The 18,462-nt window shown below is 61.6% G+C and carries 22 protein-coding genes; 4 read left to right on the top strand and 18 right to left on the bottom strand.

Annotation, left to right across the window (positions count from 1 at the left end; all coding sequences use genetic code 11):
• Positions 1-409, top strand: a 409-nt coding sequence (locus J0I99_RS19380; protein ID WP_291399117.1) for a hypothetical protein, incomplete at its 5' end; no start/stop codon positions are given.
• A 28-nt stretch (positions 410-437) separates the two neighbouring features.
• On the opposite strand, the gene J0I99_RS19375 is transcribed toward J0I99_RS19380, so the two are convergent.
• The 7 genes from J0I99_RS19375 to J0I99_RS19345 all read right to left on the bottom strand — a co-directional run bounded on the left by J0I99_RS19375 (position 438) and on the right by J0I99_RS19345 (position 5,306).
• Positions 438-620: a hypothetical protein gene (locus tag J0I99_RS19375; RefSeq protein WP_291399116.1), complete on the bottom strand. Its 183-nt coding sequence runs from the start codon at positions 618-620 to the stop codon at positions 438-440.
• Positions 620-1,651, bottom strand: a complete 1,032-nt coding sequence (locus tag J0I99_RS19370; RefSeq protein WP_291399115.1) for a serine/threonine-protein kinase — start codon at positions 1,649-1,651, stop codon at positions 620-622. Before J0I99_RS19370 ends, J0I99_RS19375 begins: the two co-directional genes overlap by 1 nt.
• Positions 1,644-2,153 carry a hypothetical protein gene (locus tag J0I99_RS19365; RefSeq protein ID WP_291399114.1) on the bottom strand — a complete coding sequence of 170 codons (510 nt, stop codon included), beginning with the start codon at positions 2,151-2,153 and terminating at the stop codon, positions 1,644-1,646. Before J0I99_RS19365 ends, J0I99_RS19370 begins: the two co-directional genes overlap by 8 nt.
• Before the next feature lie 593 nt (positions 2,154-2,746).
• Complete coding sequence (locus J0I99_RS19360; RefSeq protein WP_291399113.1) at positions 2,747-3,016, bottom strand: hypothetical protein; 270 nt, start codon at positions 3,014-3,016, stop codon at positions 2,747-2,749.
• An 88-nt stretch (positions 3,017-3,104) separates the two neighbouring features.
• The gene (locus J0I99_RS19355; RefSeq protein WP_291399112.1) at positions 3,105-4,349 is read right to left on the bottom strand and encodes an MFS transporter; all 1,245 of its coding nucleotides are present in this window, start codon (positions 4,347-4,349) and stop codon (positions 3,105-3,107) included.
• 33 nt (positions 4,350-4,382) lie between these two features.
• A complete protein-coding gene (locus tag J0I99_RS19350; protein ID WP_291399111.1) occupies positions 4,383-4,718 on the bottom strand; it encodes a YnfA family protein in 336 nt (111 codons plus the stop codon).
• Positions 4,719-5,039: 321 nt separating this feature from the next.
• Positions 5,040-5,306 (bottom strand): hypothetical protein, encoded by a 267-nt coding sequence (locus tag J0I99_RS19345; protein ID WP_291399110.1) that lies wholly within the window; start codon positions 5,304-5,306, stop codon positions 5,040-5,042.
• A 79-nt stretch (positions 5,307-5,385) separates the two neighbouring features.
• On the opposite strand from J0I99_RS19345, the gene J0I99_RS19340 reads away from it, so the two are divergent.
• A complete protein-coding gene (locus J0I99_RS19340; RefSeq protein ID WP_291399109.1) occupies positions 5,386-5,793 on the top strand; it encodes a helix-turn-helix domain-containing protein in 408 nt (135 codons plus the stop codon).
• A 76-nt stretch (positions 5,794-5,869) separates the two neighbouring features.
• Here J0I99_RS19340 and J0I99_RS19335 read toward each other — a convergent pair whose 3' ends face one another.
• The 11 genes from J0I99_RS19335 to J0I99_RS19285 form a co-directional block, all read right to left on the bottom strand.
• On the bottom strand, positions 5,870-6,922 hold the full coding sequence (locus J0I99_RS19335) for an ArsO family NAD(P)H-dependent flavin-containing monooxygenase (RefSeq protein ID WP_291399108.1): 1,053 nt from the start codon (positions 6,920-6,922) through the stop codon (positions 5,870-5,872).
• A gap of 65 nt (positions 6,923-6,987) precedes the next feature.
• Positions 6,988-7,791, bottom strand: coding sequence for a phosphonate ABC transporter, permease protein PhnE (gene phnE, locus J0I99_RS19330; protein WP_291399107.1), 804 nt, complete (start codon positions 7,789-7,791; stop codon positions 6,988-6,990).
• The gene (gene phnE, locus J0I99_RS19325) at positions 7,788-8,588 is read right to left on the bottom strand and encodes a phosphonate ABC transporter, permease protein PhnE (protein ID WP_291399106.1); all 801 of its coding nucleotides are present in this window, start codon (positions 8,586-8,588) and stop codon (positions 7,788-7,790) included. The genes phnE (J0I99_RS19330) and phnE (J0I99_RS19325) overlap by 4 nt, the downstream gene beginning before the upstream one ends.
• Positions 8,585-9,406, bottom strand: a complete 822-nt coding sequence (gene phnC / locus J0I99_RS19320) for a phosphonate ABC transporter ATP-binding protein (RefSeq protein WP_291399105.1) — start codon at positions 9,404-9,406, stop codon at positions 8,585-8,587. The genes phnE (J0I99_RS19325) and phnC (J0I99_RS19320) overlap by 4 nt, the downstream gene beginning before the upstream one ends.
• Before the next feature lie 72 nt (positions 9,407-9,478).
• Entirely contained in the window at positions 9,479-10,432 is a 954-nt protein-coding gene (phnD, locus tag J0I99_RS19315; protein WP_291399104.1) for a phosphate/phosphite/phosphonate ABC transporter substrate-binding protein, read from the bottom strand.
• A gap of 774 nt (positions 10,433-11,206) precedes the next feature.
• Positions 11,207-11,926 carry a phosphate regulon transcriptional regulator PhoB gene (gene phoB, locus J0I99_RS19310; protein WP_291399103.1) on the bottom strand — a complete coding sequence of 240 codons (720 nt, stop codon included), beginning with the start codon at positions 11,924-11,926 and terminating at the stop codon, positions 11,207-11,209.
• Between the two features lie 28 nt (positions 11,927-11,954).
• Positions 11,955-12,653, bottom strand: a complete 699-nt coding sequence (phoU, locus tag J0I99_RS19305) for a phosphate signaling complex protein PhoU (protein ID WP_291399102.1) — start codon at positions 12,651-12,653, stop codon at positions 11,955-11,957.
• A 23-nt stretch (positions 12,654-12,676) separates the two neighbouring features.
• Positions 12,677-13,534, bottom strand: a complete 858-nt coding sequence (gene pstB, locus J0I99_RS19300; RefSeq protein ID WP_291399101.1) for a phosphate ABC transporter ATP-binding protein PstB — start codon at positions 13,532-13,534, stop codon at positions 12,677-12,679.
• 25 nt (positions 13,535-13,559) lie between these two features.
• Positions 13,560-14,504, bottom strand: a complete 945-nt coding sequence (gene pstA / locus J0I99_RS19295; RefSeq protein WP_291399100.1) for a phosphate ABC transporter permease PstA — start codon at positions 14,502-14,504, stop codon at positions 13,560-13,562.
• Positions 14,505-15,440 carry a phosphate ABC transporter permease subunit PstC gene (pstC, locus tag J0I99_RS19290; protein WP_291399099.1) on the bottom strand — a complete coding sequence of 312 codons (936 nt, stop codon included), beginning with the start codon at positions 15,438-15,440 and terminating at the stop codon, positions 14,505-14,507.
• 61 nt (positions 15,441-15,501) lie between these two features.
• The gene (locus J0I99_RS19285) at positions 15,502-16,509 is read right to left on the bottom strand and encodes a PstS family phosphate ABC transporter substrate-binding protein (protein ID WP_291399098.1); all 1,008 of its coding nucleotides are present in this window, start codon (positions 16,507-16,509) and stop codon (positions 15,502-15,504) included.
• 256 nt (positions 16,510-16,765) lie between these two features.
• On the opposite strand from J0I99_RS19285, the gene J0I99_RS19280 reads away from it, so the two are divergent.
• Positions 16,766-17,437, top strand: a complete 672-nt coding sequence (locus J0I99_RS19280) for a response regulator transcription factor (RefSeq protein WP_291399097.1) — start codon at positions 16,766-16,768, stop codon at positions 17,435-17,437.
• Positions 17,438-17,631: 194 nt separating this feature from the next.
• A complete protein-coding gene (gene phnC, locus J0I99_RS19275) occupies positions 17,632-18,453 on the top strand; it encodes a phosphonate ABC transporter ATP-binding protein (RefSeq protein ID WP_291399096.1) in 822 nt (273 codons plus the stop codon).
• Positions 18,454-18,462 lie beyond the last annotated feature (9 nt).

Below are 18,462 nucleotides of genomic sequence, written 5' to 3'. Positions count from 1 at the left end.
GCTTCCGCTTCAAGAACAGCTCCGCTCACGATCCCAAAACCACGAAGGAGAAAGCCAGAACCTTGACCATCAAACCCGACCCGAAACATACCTAGAGGCGGGTCACTTCTCGGTGGAAATCCCGGGTCAGTTCTCGGCGGAAATCAACATTCTGCGCACTAGGAGCTCTGAGAAGATAACGTTGCCGACCGAGGCCCTCGACCAGATCGTGCTCGACCTGAAGGCAAGTCCATTTCAGCCGATGACGGGACAAATTCTGGTGCCCGAGAGCGCGATCACCGACGCTCTCATGGAGCAGGATTTTGCCAGGATGGTGAAGTGGGAGGCAGAACACCGGGATGAAATGCGCGCGCAGTATGAGGAGGCGCAGGAGGGTTGGGACCGCATCGACTTTACAAAGCGCGACTGACGCTGGTTCAAGCCGTTCAGATCCTGCGTCAGGCCTTCTCTTTCGTCATGCGAGGGTCCCTTCTGTAGGTGATGTAGCCGTCATCGTCACCCTTGGCGTTTCGGTAGTCCTCCGCCGTTCGGGGCTCGGGGCCCTGAGTGGAGGCGTGTCTCCGCGACACCAGCGTTGCCCTGGTCAAGTACTTCGAGCGATCGTTCTTGATCTTCTTCATCAGTATGAGCCAAGTAGCTTCTGCAGGTCTTTTTCGGCTATGCCGTCGCGACAACCGTCTAGAACGCGACGAGCATCCCCGCCATTCACCGATTTGTACAGCTCAGACCTTCCGTCCGCGTAAACGGAAAGGGAGTATGTTGTTCCACTTTCGTTCTTGCTCCACACCTTCTTATCAGGGTGGGACTGCAGTCGCCAGTCCAATTCGGCTCCATCGATATCGGCCAGGGCATTCGTAATCTCGATCGCACTCCCGTAACGGGCGGTGGGATCTACCTCTAGGCAACGACGAATGACCTTTCGGAGCTTGGATGGGACGTGGCTTGCGAATGCCTTGCGGTCTGGGAAATTTCCCTGCTTCACGGCCATCCTGAAGGCGTCGCGATCTCCAGTGTACTTGTTGAACTGCTCGTAGAATGCTTCGTTCCCGTTGCACATCCGGTACAGAGTCAGGCCGACCTGGTAGATGTCGAAGCGGTTGTCGAACTGGTCCTTCCCGAAGGCCTCCGGGGGCTGCATCTTGTTGTAGAGGCGATCCTGGCCGGCGATACCGGAAAAGTTCATCTGTTTGGCTTGGCCGAAGTCGGAAACGAGGGCCTCGCCTCGATCGGAGAGCAGGATGTTGTCGGGCTTGATGTCGAAGTGGACCAAGCGCTTCGAGTGAATATTGTGCAGGCCGCTCAACATCTGGGCTGCGATGACGATGATCTCGCGCACGGTCATCCACTTGCCGGTGATGAGGCTCTTCACGGACCCGCGCCGGTAGTATGGCATCGCCAGGTAGACATAGTCCGCGTCGAAGCATGCGTAGTGGATCTGAACGACGTTGGGATGCGAGCTCGCGTAGAGCGCCTTCGACTCCTCGAAAAGGTTGTTGATGTCAGCGATCTTCGCCTTCTCGATCTGCTTGGCGACGATCTCGGCGTTAAGCTGATGGTCGTGGACGACGAAGACCCGGGAATTGCGCCCGTCCTGGCCGATCTCGCGCAGGATGTCGAAGGTCAGCTCGGCCTTGTTGTAGGGCTTAAGCATTCACCGCTCCCATCGCGCAGAGCAGGGCTTCGCGCTCTTCCTTCGCCAGCTTCTTCCAGTTGGCGACACCAGGGTCCTTCTCACCGTCGACCATGGGCTTGAAATCGTCTCGAGCGATGCCGGCCTTCGTGGTGATGGTGGCGATCTGGCCGGTATAGTAGGCCATGAGCTTGCTGCTCGCGAACGCTTCCTGGACGACACCCTCAATCTGGATGCGTTCCGGGTGCACGGACTTGGCAAGGGCTTCCGTCACCCGGATGCCGGCCTTCTCGACCTCGAACTCCCTAAGAATGTCGAGCAGGTTGCTGCGGAGGTACTTCAGCCCATCCGGCGTCGAAAATGCAGCGGGAATCCTGATCTCCTCGACGTTGAGCACCTGGCGGTTGTCAGAGTCGTAGATCGCGAACGTGATCCCTCTGTTGCCAGCACGTATGCCAATCGTTCTCATGATCCCCCCAAACCAACGCAAATAGAGGGTGCTAGGGATCTCGGCGAAAAGCAACAGAGCCCCACTCCGCATCAGACGTTGAATCGAGAAGAAGGTCGACTCGTTCTCGATTGTCCATGGCACTGGACATCTGGCCTGGGGCGAGGGCGAGGGCCGGGACTGACACCGGCCCTTCAGCCGTGTAAGCGGCAGATGCCCGACTCCACCGCTCGGGTGAAGGTGCCCGAATCTATCAGCCGCCTGCTCGGCAGGTCATCAGTCGACACGGACCCGCGCCCCAGGCCAGATGTCACCGGACCTTTGTGGCGTTGGCTAAAGTTGTATCCGTTCAGAGTTTGGGGCCAATTTTCCGTTGCTGGCCGGAAGGCTCGGGGGGGGGCGCAGGTCGCCAGACCCCTTGGCAAAGGTCGCCAACGCGGCGATCAGGAAATTCCCAACCGAGAGCAGAGATGCGAAAAAGCCCGGAATTCCGGGCTTTTTGCTGACCATCAGGAAAGATCATTTAGAAACTAGCACCAGGGGACGACAGGGTTTGTTGTTGGGGAGTGCGCACAGGCCTGCCGCATTCCTGGCAATACAGGCAATGGTCGCGAATCCTACGATTGGCCCATGCATCTGATGCGACCCAGCTGCCGCCGACTGCGACTTCAACCGAATTGTTTCCTGCGTCGGCTTGATCGAAGTAGCCAGAGAATGACCCCTGCAGCCGCTGCAAGCCATGGCAGCAGCCAGATGTTCATTGTCTGCCAGCCGACTGCGCTGTGTAGCGCGCCGGCGCTCAGTGATGCCATGAGGCCGACGACGAAGATGGTGAGATCGTTCGCCGCCTGAGCCTTGGACTTTTCGGCAGCAGCATAGGTGCGGGTCAGCAGGTTGGTGCTGCCAACATAGAGGAAATTCCAGCCGATGCCGAGCATCACCAGCGCCGAGCGAAAGAGTAGAGCCCAGTACCTCTGAGGCTGAGTAGCACGTGGCGGGCCGCGCGCTCTGTGAGTGAGATTCTGGTCATCGATTGCGCGCCGCGTGCGGCGCTGGGGAGAAGATACCAAGGAGAGCGGCCACGCCGACGAGCGTCAGAAAGGCCGCGTAGCCAGTCTCGGGTGACCAGACCGCAAAGATCAGGGGACCGGCTGCTGCGCCGAAGGCACCGACGACGAACACGATGCCGCGCAGCGCTCCCATCGCGCGCATGCCGAAATGTTCAGCCATTGCAGCACCTTGTACGACCTGAAGTGTACCAAGCGACAGGCCGAGCAGCGCGACATATGCTGCTCCACCGAGCAGGTCCGGCCGGGCCACCACGCAGACAATGGCCAGCCCGTTGATCGCAAGGCCGATCAGGCCTGTAGCTCTGGTCCCGAGGCGATCGATCAGCAAGCCGCCACCAATCACCGCGATGACCTGCATCATTGGAACGATGCCGAGGAGCGAGATTGCGGCGCTGCGGTCGATGCCCTCTGCGTCGAGGAGGCGCAGATGGTCGAGCACCAGGGCCGTTCCGACCGCGTTGAGGACCACAGCGACGTCAAGGAAGTACCACATCATTGGCGCGCGGAGCGCTTCGCTGACCGTCAGGCTACCTGAAATGACGGGCGCCTTGTCGTCCGGCGTCCGCCCGAAATCCGGCGTGGACTTGTACGCCGAGGGATGGTTCCGGAAGAAAAGGAGGCCGATCGGAAGCATGATGGCCAGCACTCCCGCACCAAGCACCATGTAGGACACACGCCAGCCGAAAGCCGCGGTGATCTGCTCAGAGAGACCCGGAATGATGAGACCGCCCAGGGCGAGGCCCAACATGGAGACCGCGTTGGCACGGCCCCGATAGCGCACGAACCAGAGGTTGATCATCTGGCCGCTGACGAGCCCCAACCCGCCGGTCGCACTGCCGCGAAGGAAGGTGAAGGCCGCCGCCAGGGTCACTGGCCCCTGGACGAGCGCCATTGCGAGGCAGGCCGCCGAAACAGCAACCACCGCAAACGTAATGACACGACGCGGCCCGAAGCGATCGGCAAGCCGCCCGATGAAGGGCGCCGGCAAGACGCCGAACAACGTACCAAGGCTGTAGTAGGTGAGCACTTCGTTCCGTGTCAGCGCGAGATCGGAGGCGATGTGATCAATGAACGGAGCGACGCCGACCGTCTGGCCCGGTGTCGTCATGAAGGTTGCGACCAGGCCTGCTAGCATGACGAGCCAGCCAGGGTGAAGCTTCCTTCTCGCCGGCATTGCCGGCTCATCCGTTCCGTTGTTCATGAGCCTGCCGGGCTGTCTGGCGGTGGGGTGTCGTCAGTTCCTCGGCGCGAACAGGATCACGGCGGCGGCGATGACCGCAAGCGCTCCGCCGAGCAGGTCCCAGCGATCCGGCACATGCCCTTCGGCCAGCCAGAGCCACAGCAGCGACGCCGCGATGTAGATGCCGCCATAGGCAGCATAGCCGCGTCCTGCGTTCTCGACCGGCGCGAGGGTGAGCAGCCAGGCAAAGGCGATCAAGGAGGCAATGCCCGGTAACAGCCAGATCGGCGAGTGCCCCTGGCGGAGCCATGCCCAGAACGCGAAGCACCCGGCAATCTCGGCCAGCGCTGCGCCGGCATAGATCAGGGCGGTAGTTGCGTAGACGGGCATGGCTGCTTCCTTCGTTCAGGTCCGCCGACGCCTAGCACGACCGCGCAGCCAAGGCCCACAGTCCGGCGGCACCCGCCAACAGGACGGCGACGATGCCGACCGGCCCGGCGACAACGGCAACGCCACCGGCGGCCGCAATCGGCACCGCGCAGCATGCAGCGCATGCGGCAACCACGCCAGCGGTCGCGACTATTCCTTTCTTGGTGTTCGAGGTCATGCCGGCACCTGGGCGAGTTCGGGAGCGAAATGGGCAAAGAGCTCGTCGGCGGCCGCGGCAGCGCGAGCGGGCGCCGTGATAGTCAGTTCCACGCGCTCCCCCGACTAAATGTCGAAGTCGAGGAAAGCGCAGCAGTCCGCTTCCTGGGCCACCAGGTTCCTGACCTCGGGCAGTGCTGCAGCGGTGTATGTGAGGTGGAGCGTCAGCGGGTCGCGGCGGCTCGACAGAAGGTGGCGGGACGCCAGATCCCGAATGCCGGCGACGCGATCCTTGCGGTCGGAGCCGCCGAGGGTGCAGGCAATGGCGAGCGCGGCGTCATCGGTCGCGGCGCAGGACGAGCAGCAGGCGCCAGCCTGATTGTTGTTGGTCATGTCGATCTCCTTTCGGTGAGATGGACAGGACCATAATCCTTCAAGTAACTTGAAGGGCAAGGGCGAAAACGAGGATGACATGCTGTCGATCGGAAAGCTCGCGAAGGCGGCAGGCGTAACCACGCCGACGATCCGCTACTACGAGGAGATCGGCCTGTTGCCGGCCGCCGACCGGACACAAAGCGGGCAGCGCATGTATGGTGCGGAAGACCTCGAGCGGCTGACCTTTATCAGGCGCTGCCGTGACTTCGGCTTCGGGATCGAGCAGGTGCGTCTGCTGGTCGGCCTCTCGATCAGCGCGGACAAGGATTGTCGTGAGGTGGGCGACATTGCCCGGGGGCACCTGAGCGAGGTGAAAGCGAGGCTGGCTGAACTCAGGGCGCTGGAGCGCAGCCTCGAACGCTTCGTCGGGCAGTGCGACGCCATATGCTGCGGTGGACCCGGACGCGACTGCGTCGTCTTCCAGGACCTCGCTTCGGCGTCATGAGAAATCGCTGGCGAGGCCGACCGGTTCAGCACACGCGGCGGCCTTGGAACTTTCTCCCTGCGCCAACGAGTCGATGTCAAACGGCTTTTGACAGCGCGGCGAGGATCACGGGCACAAGTTCCCGGGCGGAGCGCCCGGCGCCGATCAGCGTGGCCGACGCGGGCGACACCCAGTTGCCGTAGCCGGCCAGAAACAATCCGAGCTGTCTGGTCGACTGGCCGTTCTCGGTGGCGATCCGGCCATCCGCCTCGACAACCCCCAATGCCTGAAGGTGCTTCAGCGCTGGCCGGAAACCGGTGCACCAGATGATGGCGTCGACAGCGGATTCCGTCCCGTCCTGCCAGGTGACGCCAGAAGGCGTGAAGCGTTCAAAGAGCCTGACGCTCTGCAGGTCACCGCGATCCCGGGCGGCGCGAACGGGCGCCACCATGACAATATCGCCAAGGCTGCCGACGCTCGCGCCATTGTCGGCCCCCAGCACACGGGCGGTGGCACGTTCGAACAGCACGCGGCCGTCGACATCGTCCGGCAGGAAGACGGGCTTGGTCAGCGTGACCCAGGTGCTGTCGGCGACCTCTGAAAGCTCAGCGTGAATCTGCGCGCCGGAATTGCCGCCGCCGACGACCAGCACCCGCTGGCCGGTGAACCCGGTGGGAGAGCGATAGTGAGCGGAGTGGAGCTGCTGGCCGGAAAAGCTGCTCATCCCCGGAATGTCGGGGATGAATGGCTCGCTCCAGGTGCCGGTGGCGCTGACCACCATCTTTGCCGCCCACGACCTCGAATCGGCCTCGACAACGAAGTGGCCGTCCGTGGTCTTTACGTTGAGGACATCGACCGGCCGCTCGATCGGGAAGGCGTAGCGCTCCTCGTAGCGGGTCAGGTAGTCGACCACCTCGTCGCGCGTCGGGTACTCGCCGGAGCTGGCCTTCGGCATCTGCCAGCCCGGCAGGGAGCTGAACTGGGCCGGCGAGAAGAGGCGCAGGGAGTCCCAGGCGTGCGGCCAGGCGCCGCCAGCGGACGTGGCGTTGTCGAGGACGATGAAACTCAGGCCGGCCCGGCGGAGGTAGTAGGCGACGGCGAGGCCCGCCTGGCCCCCACCGATAATTACGACATCGAACAGTTCAGTCATGGTGCATCCCTCCGGCTTCGGCGGCCGCAGGCTGGCTTATAGCATTCTTGGAGCCCGGGCCTTGTCTAGATGATGGCCTGGCGCACTTTCGCCGAGACCCACTCGGACAGGACCACTGTCGCAAGGATGACGATCATGATCATCGTAACCTGCGGCCAGGCGAGGGTGCTGATCGAAGCCTGGAGGTTGAGCCCGAGCCCGCCGGCGCCGACGAGCCCGAGGATCGAGCTTTCGCGGATGTTGATATCCCAGCGGAACACTGTGATGCCCCAGAAGGCGGGCAGCACCTGCGGAACGATGGCGTAGGTCAGGACTTGCGAGCCGCTCGCGCCAGTTGCCGTGATCGCCTCGACCTGCCGGATGTCGGTCTCCTCGATCGCCTCGTAGAGCAGCTTTCCGATGAAGCCGATGGAGCGCAGGGCGATGGCGAGGATGCCAGCGAGAAGTCCCGGCCCGAGAACAGCAACCAGCAGCAAGGCCCAGATCAGCGAGTTGATCGAGCGCGAAGCGACGATGATGAACAGGGCGACAGGCCGGGTGACCAGCGGGAAGGGAGAGGTGTTGCGCGCGGCGAGGAAGGCGATGGGGACAGCCAGGATGACGCCAAGGATGGTGCCGAGCGTTGCCATGTTCAGCGTGTCCCAGAGGGGCACCAGCAGGTTCTCGACATAGGTCCAGCGCGGCGGGAACATGCGGCTGCCGATATCGGCGGCCTGGGTCGGAGCGTCCCAGACGAAGGACCAGATCGTCCGGGCCGTCATCAGTTCCCAGCACCAGACGAACAGGGCAACAAGACACAGCCAGCCGAACCAGATGGCCAGCCGGACGCGCGGCGTGCGGTGCTGCCAATGATCGGGGAAATCGGTCATTGCAGGAACTTCCGCAGGTAGCTCGAGCTGTATTCGGCGACGAGGACGAGGCCGATGATGATCAGCAGGATCGCGCCGGCGCTGTCATATTCGTAGCGGTCGATGGCGGTGTTCAGCGTGGCGCCGATGCCGCCGGCCCCGACGATGCCGATCACGGCCGATTCTCGGAAATTGATGTCGAGGCGGTAGAGCGAAAGGCCGATCAGCCGGGGCATGACCTGCGGCTGGATGGCGTAGTTGATCAGTTGCAGCCACGAGGCGCCGGTCGAGCGCACGGCCTCGGCTTGTGACTCGTCGATGTCCTCGATGTCCTCGGCGAGCAGCTTGGAGAGGAACCCGATGGTGCCGAACACCAGCGTCAGGAACCCGGCGAAGGGTCCGAAGCCGAACATGGCGACAAAGAAGATCGCGACGATGATTTCCTGGAGCGAGCGGCTGACCGCGATGATGCTGCGGCAGACCATGTAGACCCAACGCGGCGTGATGTTGCGGGCCGCGCCGATACCGATCGGGACCGAGATGGCGACGCCGACCACGGTCGCGGTCAGGGTCATGGTCAGGCTTTCGACGAGGCCGATGCTGATGTCGCGCCAGCGTGAGGTGAAGTCGGGCTGGAGGAAGCCGGCGACGAAGCGCAGGCCGCGCTCGGCGCCGTCCGCAATGCGCGCCCAGTTGACGTCGAGCGTGCCCAACGCGAAGACGAGATAGACCAGCGCACCGATCTGCAGCGCAATGCGCCAGCGGCGGTCGGTGAAGATCTGTGGCGGACGCCGCCAGGTGGTCGGATAGCTGGTCATGCGCTGATGGCAGCCATTCTGCGGACGGCGTCGGCCTCAGCCGCCACGTCTTCCGCAGCGTCGTTCTTCATGGCGTTCCAGTCCTCGGCGCCGTAGATCGTGGTCAGCGCCTCGGTGGTGAGGGCCTCCGGTGGGCCGTCGAAGACGACCCTGCCTGACTGCAGGCCGATGATGCGCTGCATGAACTGCTGCGCCAGCGGCACGTCGTGGATGTTGACGATGGCCGGCAGCCCGTCCTCGGCGCAGATTTCGACGAGCAGCCGCATGATCTGGCGGCTGGTCTTGGGATCGAGGCTGGCAGTGGGCTCATCGACGAGCAGCAGCTCGGGCTCTTGCGCCAAGGCCCGTGCGATGCCGACGCGCTGGCGCTGACCACCCGAGAGCGCATCGGCGCGCTTGTCCGCGTGGCTCATCAGGCCGACGCGATCGAGCAACCGATAGGCGCGTTGGATATCGGCGGGCGGGAAGCGCCGCGTCAGGCTCTGCCAGAAGCTGACATAGCCGAGCCGCCCCGAGAGCACGTTCTCCATGACGGTCAGGCGTTCGACCAGTGCGAATTCCTGAAAGATCATGCCGATGCGGCGGCGCTGGGCCCGCAACTCGCCGCTGCTGAGGCGCGTGAGTTCGCGGCCACCAAGCTTGATCGACCCGGAAGTCGGTTCGACCAGCCGGTTGATGCAGCGGATGAGAGTGGATTTTCCCGCGCCGGAAGGGCCGATAAGCCCGACGATCTGCCCCTTGGGCACAGTGAAGCTGACGTCGTTTAGCGCCTTGTCGCCGGTCTTGTAGACTTTGGTGAGCGACGTCAGTTCGAGCATAGGGCAATCCCGGATTGGTCAAAAGCACATGCGGGCAGCAGGGCTGCCCGCATGATGAAGTGTCGCGATGTCTTACTGACAGGCGTAGGAAACGCCCATGGCGGCGTCGATTTCGCGCACCACCGTCCAGTTGTCCTTGAAGGTGATCGGGATGAACTGCTCTTCACCCGACTTGTTGAACTCTTCGGCGAGGGACGAGCCTTCCCACGGGAAGCTGAAGAACGCTTCCTGAATCTTGGCCTGCAGCTCAGGGCTGAGGTTGTGCGCGGTGCCGTAGCCGGTCGTCGGGAAAGTTTGCGACTTGTAGATGCTCACCACCTGGTCGGCCTGGATGACGTCGCGTTCGATCATGCGCACCATGACCGAGTTGGCGACCGCGCCGGCGTCATAGTCCTTGTTGGCAACGCCCAGGATGGTGTTGTCATGCTTGCCGGAGAATGCCGGTTCGTAGTCGGTGCCGGCGACCATGCCGTAGTTGGCCTGGAGCAGGGCAGACGGAGCCTTGTAGCCCGAGTTCGAAGTTTCGGCCGAGAAAGCCAGGGTGCGGCCCTTGATGTCTTCGATCTTTTCGATGCCGGACCCGGGATAGGTGATGATTTCCATCTCGTAACCATAGGTTCCGTCCTTTGCCGCCATCATGGCGAAGGGACGGAAGCCCGCGCAGGCAATAGCGAGTGGGTTCGAGCCGGTGTTGAAACCGGCGACGTGGAGGCGGCCGGCGCGCATGGCCTCGATCTGGGCGGCGTTGCTGTCGACCGGGAAGAACTGCACGGTCTTGCCGGTGACGGCCTCGAGGTGGGTCAGGAAGTCGGTCCAGACTTCGGCGTACACAGCGGGGTCTTCCACCGGAGTGTAAGCGAAGATCAGCGTCTCAGGGTCAACAAGCTGCGCGGCATCGGTTGGGATATCGGCAACCATGTCGCCGTCGGCATCGGTGTAGCGGGCGTCGAGGGCGAACTCTGCCATTGCCGGCGACGACAGGAGGCAGATGAGGGCGGTCGAGGCGAGAAGCGTTCTGGCAGCCATGGGTTATCTCCAACTTGGGTGTCTCCGGGGTTGGATAGCGACCAATTGTGACAGTCGATCTCCATTGTTGTTACAGTTCAGTGACATGCGGTCTGATGGCCGTGTCATTCCGCGACGCAATGCTGTGAAGTGGACTAGCTCGGAACGGTACCCGCAAAAGTGTGGTGATGACTGCCATCGCCCCTCTGCCGCCAAGGCGTTACAGGGGTTCGAGGACGAGGGGGGGCGCATAAGCAGTCATCCTACTACGACCGGGTCGTTGCCGTGACGTAGGAACTGGTCAAGTTCACCATCCTAAATCGCAGTGCATCCGGCTACCGCGCACTACAGCGAACGCAAGGAAACGGCCGCCAAGGTGGATGAGCGGAATGGGCTGAAGTCGATCTGACCGGCCAGGGGGAATGCGCACGACTCAATTGAGGTACACTTCGCAGGTGCTGAGCGACAACGAGTCCCTGAAGGAAGCATCTTGTACGTGTTTCGTTTCGCTCCCTCGAGACATCTCAGGGCCGCCGCTATGCACGTCGCCGATCTGAACTAGTGCGCGGAATCAGGTCTAGCGAGTTGCGGCGCGAACGGCGGACCAGGCTTCATTCGCCGTCACCTTGGTTTGTCGATTTCAACGGTGGGCAGATGCTTTGTCGGCTCGGCCTGAACCGGCCCAGCACTCGCGGGACGGCCTGGCATCCGCCTAGGAAACAAAGCCAGACGAACCCTCGCCCTATCGACAGGATCAAGTCGCCCAGAAGTCAAGCAAATGCGTGGCAACGACAATCAGTCGGCGACTACATTTGCCGCGGCCGCTGCGAAGCGTTCGTCGAAAGCGTAGCCGGCGCCGCGTACTGTTCGGATAGGATCGGTGTCGCGACCGCGATTGATGGCCTTGCGGAGGCGACCGACATGCACATCTACCGTGCGCTCGTCTACATATACTTCGTTGCCCCAGACGCCGTCCAGCAACTGCTCGCGCGAATAGACGCGACCCGGGTGGCGCATCAGGTATTCGAGCAGGCGATACTCGGTCGGCCCGACGTGCACTTCGCGATTGCCGCGGCGGACACGATGCGAAGTGCGATCGAGCTCAAGGTCGCCGGCCTTCAGCACGGCTGTCACGAGCTGCGGGCTGGAGCGGCGCAGCAGCGCATTGATGCGGGCGAGCAGCTCGGGGATCGAGAACGGCTTCACCACGTAGTCGTCGGCACCGGTGGCAAGGCCCCGGACACGCTCTTCTTCCTCGCCGCGCGCAGTGATCATGATGATCGGGGTGCGGGCGGTTTCCTCGCGGGCGCGCCAGCGACGGCAGAGTTCGATTCCGGAGAGGCCGGGCAGCATCCAGTCGAGCAGGATGAGGTCCGGCACGCCGTCACGGATGCGTTCCACCGCCTCATCGCCCGACGCAGCGGTGGCAACCCGGAAGCCCTCGGCTTCGAGGTTATAGCGCAGCAGCACGGCGACATCGTCTTCGTCTTCGACGATCAGGATGGTGGCGCTCATAGTGGTCTATCCTAGGTGTGGGCCAGCCTTAGCGAGGCTGGCGCTGCTGTTCGTCGGCACCAAGATGCCGGCCGGTCTCGAGGTAGTAGGCGGCTTCGGCGATGTTGGTCGCATGGTCGCCGACGCGCTCAAGGCTCTTGGCGCAGAACAGCAGGTGCGTGCACTGGGTGATGTTGCGCGGATCTTCCATCATGTAAGTGAGGAGTTCGCGGAACAGCGAATTGTAGATGGCGTCGACTTCGTCGTCGCGCGAGCAGACATCGATGGCGGCCTTGCTGTCGCGGGTCAGGTACGCATCGAGCGCCGCCTGCAGCTGGCGGGCCACGAGATCCTTCATGTGCTTGACGCCATTGTAAAACTTGGGAGCGAGGTTGAGGCTTTCGATCTGCAGCGCGCGCTTGGCGAGCTGCTTGGCCATGTCGCCGGTGCGCTCGAGGTCATTGGCGACCTGGATGGCGGTGACCACCATGCGGAGGTCGGCGGCCATGGGCTGGCGACGGGCGATAATGGAGACGGCAGCGTCATTAATGCGCTGCTGGATCTCGTCGATGCGCTTGTCGAACTGGCGCACGTCCTGCGCCTGCTGGTGATCGAGCTTGAGGAGCGCGCTGGCACCCTCGGTGATTGCCTGCTCGACCATGCCGCCCATCTCGGAGATGATCTTGTTGAGGTTGGTGAGCTCGTCCTCGTATGAGGTTACGATATGCTCGTTGAGCGTCGTGGCCATGGTGGTTCAGGTCCCTGTCGCGGTCAGCCGAAGCGTCCGGTGATGTAGTCCTGGGTCTTCACGTTGCCAGGATTGGTGAACATTTGCTCTGTTTCACCAAACTCGATCAGTTGGCCCAAGTGCATGAATGCGCAGTAGTCGGAAATACGTGCGGCCTGTTGCATTGAGTGAGTGACGATGATGATCGTGACATTCTTCCGCAACTCATCGACAAGTTCTTCGATCACTGCGGTCGCAATAGGATCCAGTGCCGATGTCGGTTCGTCGAGCAAGATGAGCTCGGGCTCAGGCGCAAGCGTTCGCGCGATGCAGAGTCGTTGCTGCTGCCCGCCGGACAGGTCGTAGGCCGATGAGTCCAGGCGATCCTTGACCTCATTCCAGAGCGCCGCCTGACGCAGAACCTGTTCGACGCGCTCGTCGAGCGCCGACCGCTTGTTTATTCCTCTAATGCGAAGCCCAGCGGCAACATTTTCGTAGATCGACTTGGGAAACGGATTGGGCTTTTGAAAGACCATGCCAACGCGCATACGGACGAGAATTGGGTCGACGCTGCGCGATACGATATTCTCTCCTTCCGGTTTAAGTACGATCTCGCCATCGTACCTATTGCCGGCATAAAGGTCGTGCATGCGGTTGAAACATCGCAAGAGCGTACTCTTCCCGCAACCCGACGCTCCGATCAATGCAGTCACTTTCCGATCGGCAATCGGGAGCTGAATACCTTTCAGTGCCTGAAATTCTTTGTACCAGAACGATAGATTCCGAACTTCCGCCCTAAGAGCATGCGGGATCGAGATGCTTGCGTCGGCAGTGTGCGCCGACACCGTTGCGGCTTCCTCTGGGGCGGCAAACTCGGATGCTGTTGCTGCTATGTCAGTCATGGCGTGTTCCTAGCGGAGGTGCTGTTCAGGACTTGTGTGCCCGGCGCAGGCGGTAGCGGATCCAGATCGCGATGGCATTCATCATCAGGCTCATCGCCAACAAGATGACACCCGTGGCGGCGGCGTTGACGTGAAACGCCTCCTGAGGCCTCGAAATCCAATTGAACATCTGAATGGGCATCACAGTGAACGGAGCGCTCAACCAATCAAAGTTCACGAACGGCGGCGTCCCCTGCACTGGGGCCGGCGGGAGGAAGGCAATGAAGGTTAGAGCGCCGATTGTGATAACCGGGGCGGTCTCACCGATGGCGCGGGACAGACCGACAATCGCCCCAGTCAATATGCCAGGACGTGCAGCGGGAATGATGTAGTGCCACATCGTCTGCCACTTGTCGGCACCAATGCCGTAAGCGCCTTCCTTCAATGCAACCGGAATACTCCGTACCGCTTCTCGAGTCGCAACGATCACGACCGGAAGAATAAGCAGGGCGAGCACCATGCCAGCAACCAGGACGGTCCGCCCCAAGCCGAGGATGTACACGAACAAGCCCAAGGCAAGCAGGCCGTAGATGATCGACGGCACACCGGCAAGGTTGCTGACGTTGATCTCAATAATGTCCGTGAGCCAGTTCTTCGGTGCGTATTCTTCAAGGTAGAGGCCGGCCATCACCCCAACCGGTATGGCGAGGCACGCCGTCACCAGCATTACCAGGGACGTGCCCACCCAGGCGGACAGGATTCCCGCGTTCGCGGGACGGCGCGAGGGGAAACTGGTCAGAAAATCCCAACTGAGCCGCGGGATACCGTCGACAAAGAGGTCGTAAAGGAGTGCGACCAACATACCCATGCTGATGATCAGCACGAGCACACCGATGATGGCAAAGATATAGTCTTTGCGACGTGCTGCCGAAACAACTGAAGCGAGCTCTTCAGTCCGGCCTTTCACGTCGGCTATATTCTGAGCGGCCATTTAGTAAACCTCGCGGAAGCGTCGACGCAGGAAGAAGCCAATGATGTTGAACACCAGCGTCATTACGAACAGGGTCAGCCCTGCGGCAAATATCGTCTGGTAGGCCAGCGAGCCGTGCGGCAGATCGCCCATGCTCATCTGAACGATATACGCAGTGATGGTAGCCGCTCCCTCGCGGGGATCTGACGTAAGATTAGGGTTCTGGCCTGCCGCAATGGCAAGGATCATCGTCTCACCGACCGCGCGCGACATCCCGAGCACGTAAGCCGCCGTGATGCCCGAGAAAGCGCCAGGGATGATTACTCGCATAGCCGTCTGGAAGCGCGTCATACCCAGAGCGTATGCGCCTTCGCGAAGTGCCCCGGGCACGGCCCGCATTGCGTCCTCGCTGATCGACACGATGTAGGGCAGGGTCATGATACCAAGCACAATCCCTGGAACCAGCAGATTGAAGCCAGCGAGCCCCGGGACAAACTGCTTGAAGAGAGGCGTCAGGAACAAGAGCGCAAAGTAGCCGTACACCACTGTCGGTACTGCGACGAGCAGTTCCAGCATCGGCTTGATCGTCTCGCGGACTGCTGGACGCGCGTATTCACTGAGGTAGACCGCCAGGATGGTCCCCAGTGGAATTGCAATCACCAAGGCGATTCCCGCCGACCATAGTGTCGCGGTAAGCAGCGGGAGAATGCCGTAGCGCGGCTCCGCAAACACTGGAGTCCATTGCGTGTCGGTCAGAAACGTCCACAGCGGTATGGTCGCAAAGAACGACCAGGACTCCGACACCAGAATGTAGACTATGCTGGTGGTGACGACTACCGACAACGCCGCGGCGAGAAATAGCAGGACAGACATGCCACGAGAAAGCCATCGCCGCCGAGACAAGAAGAAATCAGAAGGTGTGTAGCGGGATGGACTGGTTGGCAGAGTGTCGGTCATGCTTGTGTCCTCGGTAAGGAAGATCGCGGTGGGCAACCCACCGCGATCTTCCAAGCCTAGCTTAGTTGCCAGCGCCCGCGGCGGTGACCAGATCGGTGATGGTCACCCCGACCTTCGACCCACCGTCAAAAGCCGAACCCGTGTGGCGGGCCTCGAACTTCTCGAGAGCGAGCGCGGATGCTTCGGCCGGAAGCGGCACATAGCCGACTTCCGCGACGAGCGCATCCTGTGTCTCGGCCTGGAAGGCAAATTCGATGAACTTGGCCACTTCTGGCTTGGCGTCCGAAGCACCCTTCGAGATGTACCAGAAGAGCGGGCGAGTGAGCGGCTGATAGGTCGCGTCCGCAGCTGTCTGAACGCTGGGCGACACGCACTCTCCATTGGCCTGCTTGATGGCGACGGTCTTGAGCTTGTCCGCGTTCTCGGTGACATAGGCGAGACCCATGAAGCCGATGGCGTTCACGTCACCGGATACACCCTGAACCGTGATATTGTCGTCTTCCGTCGCAGTGAAATCGCCGCGGCTGGAGTGCTCTTCACCCACGATGGCGAAGGTGTAGTAGTCGTAGGTGCCAGAATCGGTGCCAGCACCGAACAGCGTGATCTTCTGGTCAGGCCAGGTCGGATCGAGCTGGTTCCAGTTGTTGATGGTCCCCTGCGCCGCTGGCTCCCACAGCTTCTTCAGCTGTTCCACAGTCATGCAAGAAGCGAACTCGTTGCCGGGATTGATAACATTGGCCAGCGCATCGATGGCAATCGGCATCTCGATGAACTCGACGCCGCTCTCGGCGCAGAGCGCCTTCTCGTCATTCGTGATCGGCCGCGAAGCACCGGTCACGTCGACTTCGCCGCGGCAGAACTTCTTGAAGCCACCGCCGGTGCCGGAGTTGCCAACAGTAACCTGGATGGCGCCACCTTGAGCGTTCTGGAATTCTTCGGCCATTGCCTCCGAAACCGGAAAGACGGTCGAGGAGCCGTCCACCAGAACGATCGGGGTCTGCGCCTGAGCGCCAGTTACGGCTATCCCTGCAAGCAAGAGTGTGAGCAGGCTGAGACGGGTGTTTTTCATTTCGGTTCCCTTCGGGCTGAGATCGTGGACGGACAACACGCCCGGTTGGCTGACAGTCCGTCGGACAGGGCGGAACCTATGGCCTGCATGTTGCAGTTTTATAACCGGATGAATGCGTTTTTGTGACAGTGTAAAGATCTGCTATATAAGGGCAAATTGCTTCCACGCATGTGGATTGCATCGATCGGCGTCATTTGGCTGTCATGGAAACCGTGCATCAAGCAGCATGCCCGTCCACGCTCTCGAGCAAATCCCAATGCCGTTAGCACTAATTGTCGAGTATGGTTCGACGAACTCGGCCTCACTCCAGAGCGCTCTTGAGTTCGCCGACTATGAGACGCGTGTGGCCCGCGATTGCGATGAAGCACGATTCGAGCTGGATCGGGCGAAGCCGGACGTCGTCGTCGTTGGGCGCGTCATCGAACTCCCAAATCTCGCAGAAGCCTGCGCATGGATGCGTGGCGCCCTGCCTGATGACGTTCCACTGCTCGCGCTAGGGCGGCAACTCGGCACTGGGGAACGGGCGCAGGCGCTGGCTTCGGGAGCCGATGACTACCTACCCCCTCCCGTGTCGGGCCCCGTGTTGGTGGCTCGCGTTCGAGAGAACCTCAGGACGATCAACCCCGCTTCGTTGGGAACGATCTACTCCTATGGTGATGTGGTAATCGACGACGAAACGCGGCGGGTAACTCGTAAAAGCAAGCCGGTCCACTTAGCCCCGACGGAATACGCGATATTCCGCCTACTGATGGCCTCGCAAGGCAAAATCTTCAGCAGAGAAGAGATCGTCGAATCCGTTTGGGGCAAGGCGGCGGATGTGGATGTCCGTAATGTCGACGTCCATTTGAAGCGGATCCGAGCCGCGCTCAGGCATCCCAAGGGAAAGGGCCCGATCAAGAGCGTTCGGGGCCTTGGTTATCGAATCTAGCGGCGCGGTGGCAATACCGCCAAACGAGGGCGCCTCCCTTCGTCCGCGCGCCAATGAGCGGGAAAAAGCAGCTACTTCCCGGTGACAGTTGATTTTGTGCGCCGCTGTGCCTTGTCACGTTAGGTTCATGCAAGAGACATCTGAGCGTTAAGTTCAGCATCTAGGGCTGTCCCCTGTAAACTGGAGGGCTCCCGGTGCTGAAGATTTCCAATGTTACCCGGCGCTTCGGCGCAAAAACAGCCGTCGACCGCGTCAACCTGGACTTCGCGGCTGGCCAAATGATCGGCATTATTGGCCGCTCCGGGGCTGGCAAATCGACGCTGCTGCGGATGATCAACCGACTCACCGATCCCACTGAAGGAAGGATCGTCTTTTCTGGCGTTGAAGTGTCGTCCCTCAAAGGGCGGGCGCTTCGCGACTGGCAGCGCGACTGCGCCATGATTTTCCAGCAGTTCAACCTGGTGCCACGCCTGGATGTCGTGACCAACGTGATGCTCGGTCGGCTCAACCAGCGCGGTACGCTGACGACGATGCTCAACTTGTTTCCCCGCGAGGATATCCTCCGCTCGATCGAGATACTCGAACGACTTGGAATTGCTGAACATGGCCCCAAACGCGCCGAGGCTCTGTCAGGCGGCCAGCAGCAGCGTGTCGGCATCGCTCGGGCGCTGATGCAGGATCCGCGCATCATTCTTGCCGACGAGCCGATCGCTTCGCTGGATCCGATGAATGCGCAGGTGGTCATGGATACCCTGCGTCGCATCCATGATGAGGACGGTCGCCTCGTCATCTGCAACCTCCATACACTCGATACTGCGCGTCGCTACTGCGACCGCATTGTTGGAATGCGAGCCGGCCAAATCGTGTTCGACGGAAAAGCCGAAGAACTGACGACGGCCGTGGCACGCGACATCTACGGTGCCGACGCCGACTTTTCGGAGGAGGCAACCTCTACCAGCATCGAGACGCTGAGCCGGCCGCGCCCCGCCGCTACCGCCCAGCCCGTCCTCGCTTGAGCCCAGTTT

Origin of the sequence: Devosia sp. (assembly GCF_017307495.1) — a bacterium.
Taxonomy (GTDB): domain Bacteria; phylum Pseudomonadota; class Alphaproteobacteria; order Rhizobiales; family Devosiaceae; genus Devosia_A.
Note: the sequence above shows the minus strand (reverse complement) of the source record. Positions and strands in the feature narration are given on the sequence as shown.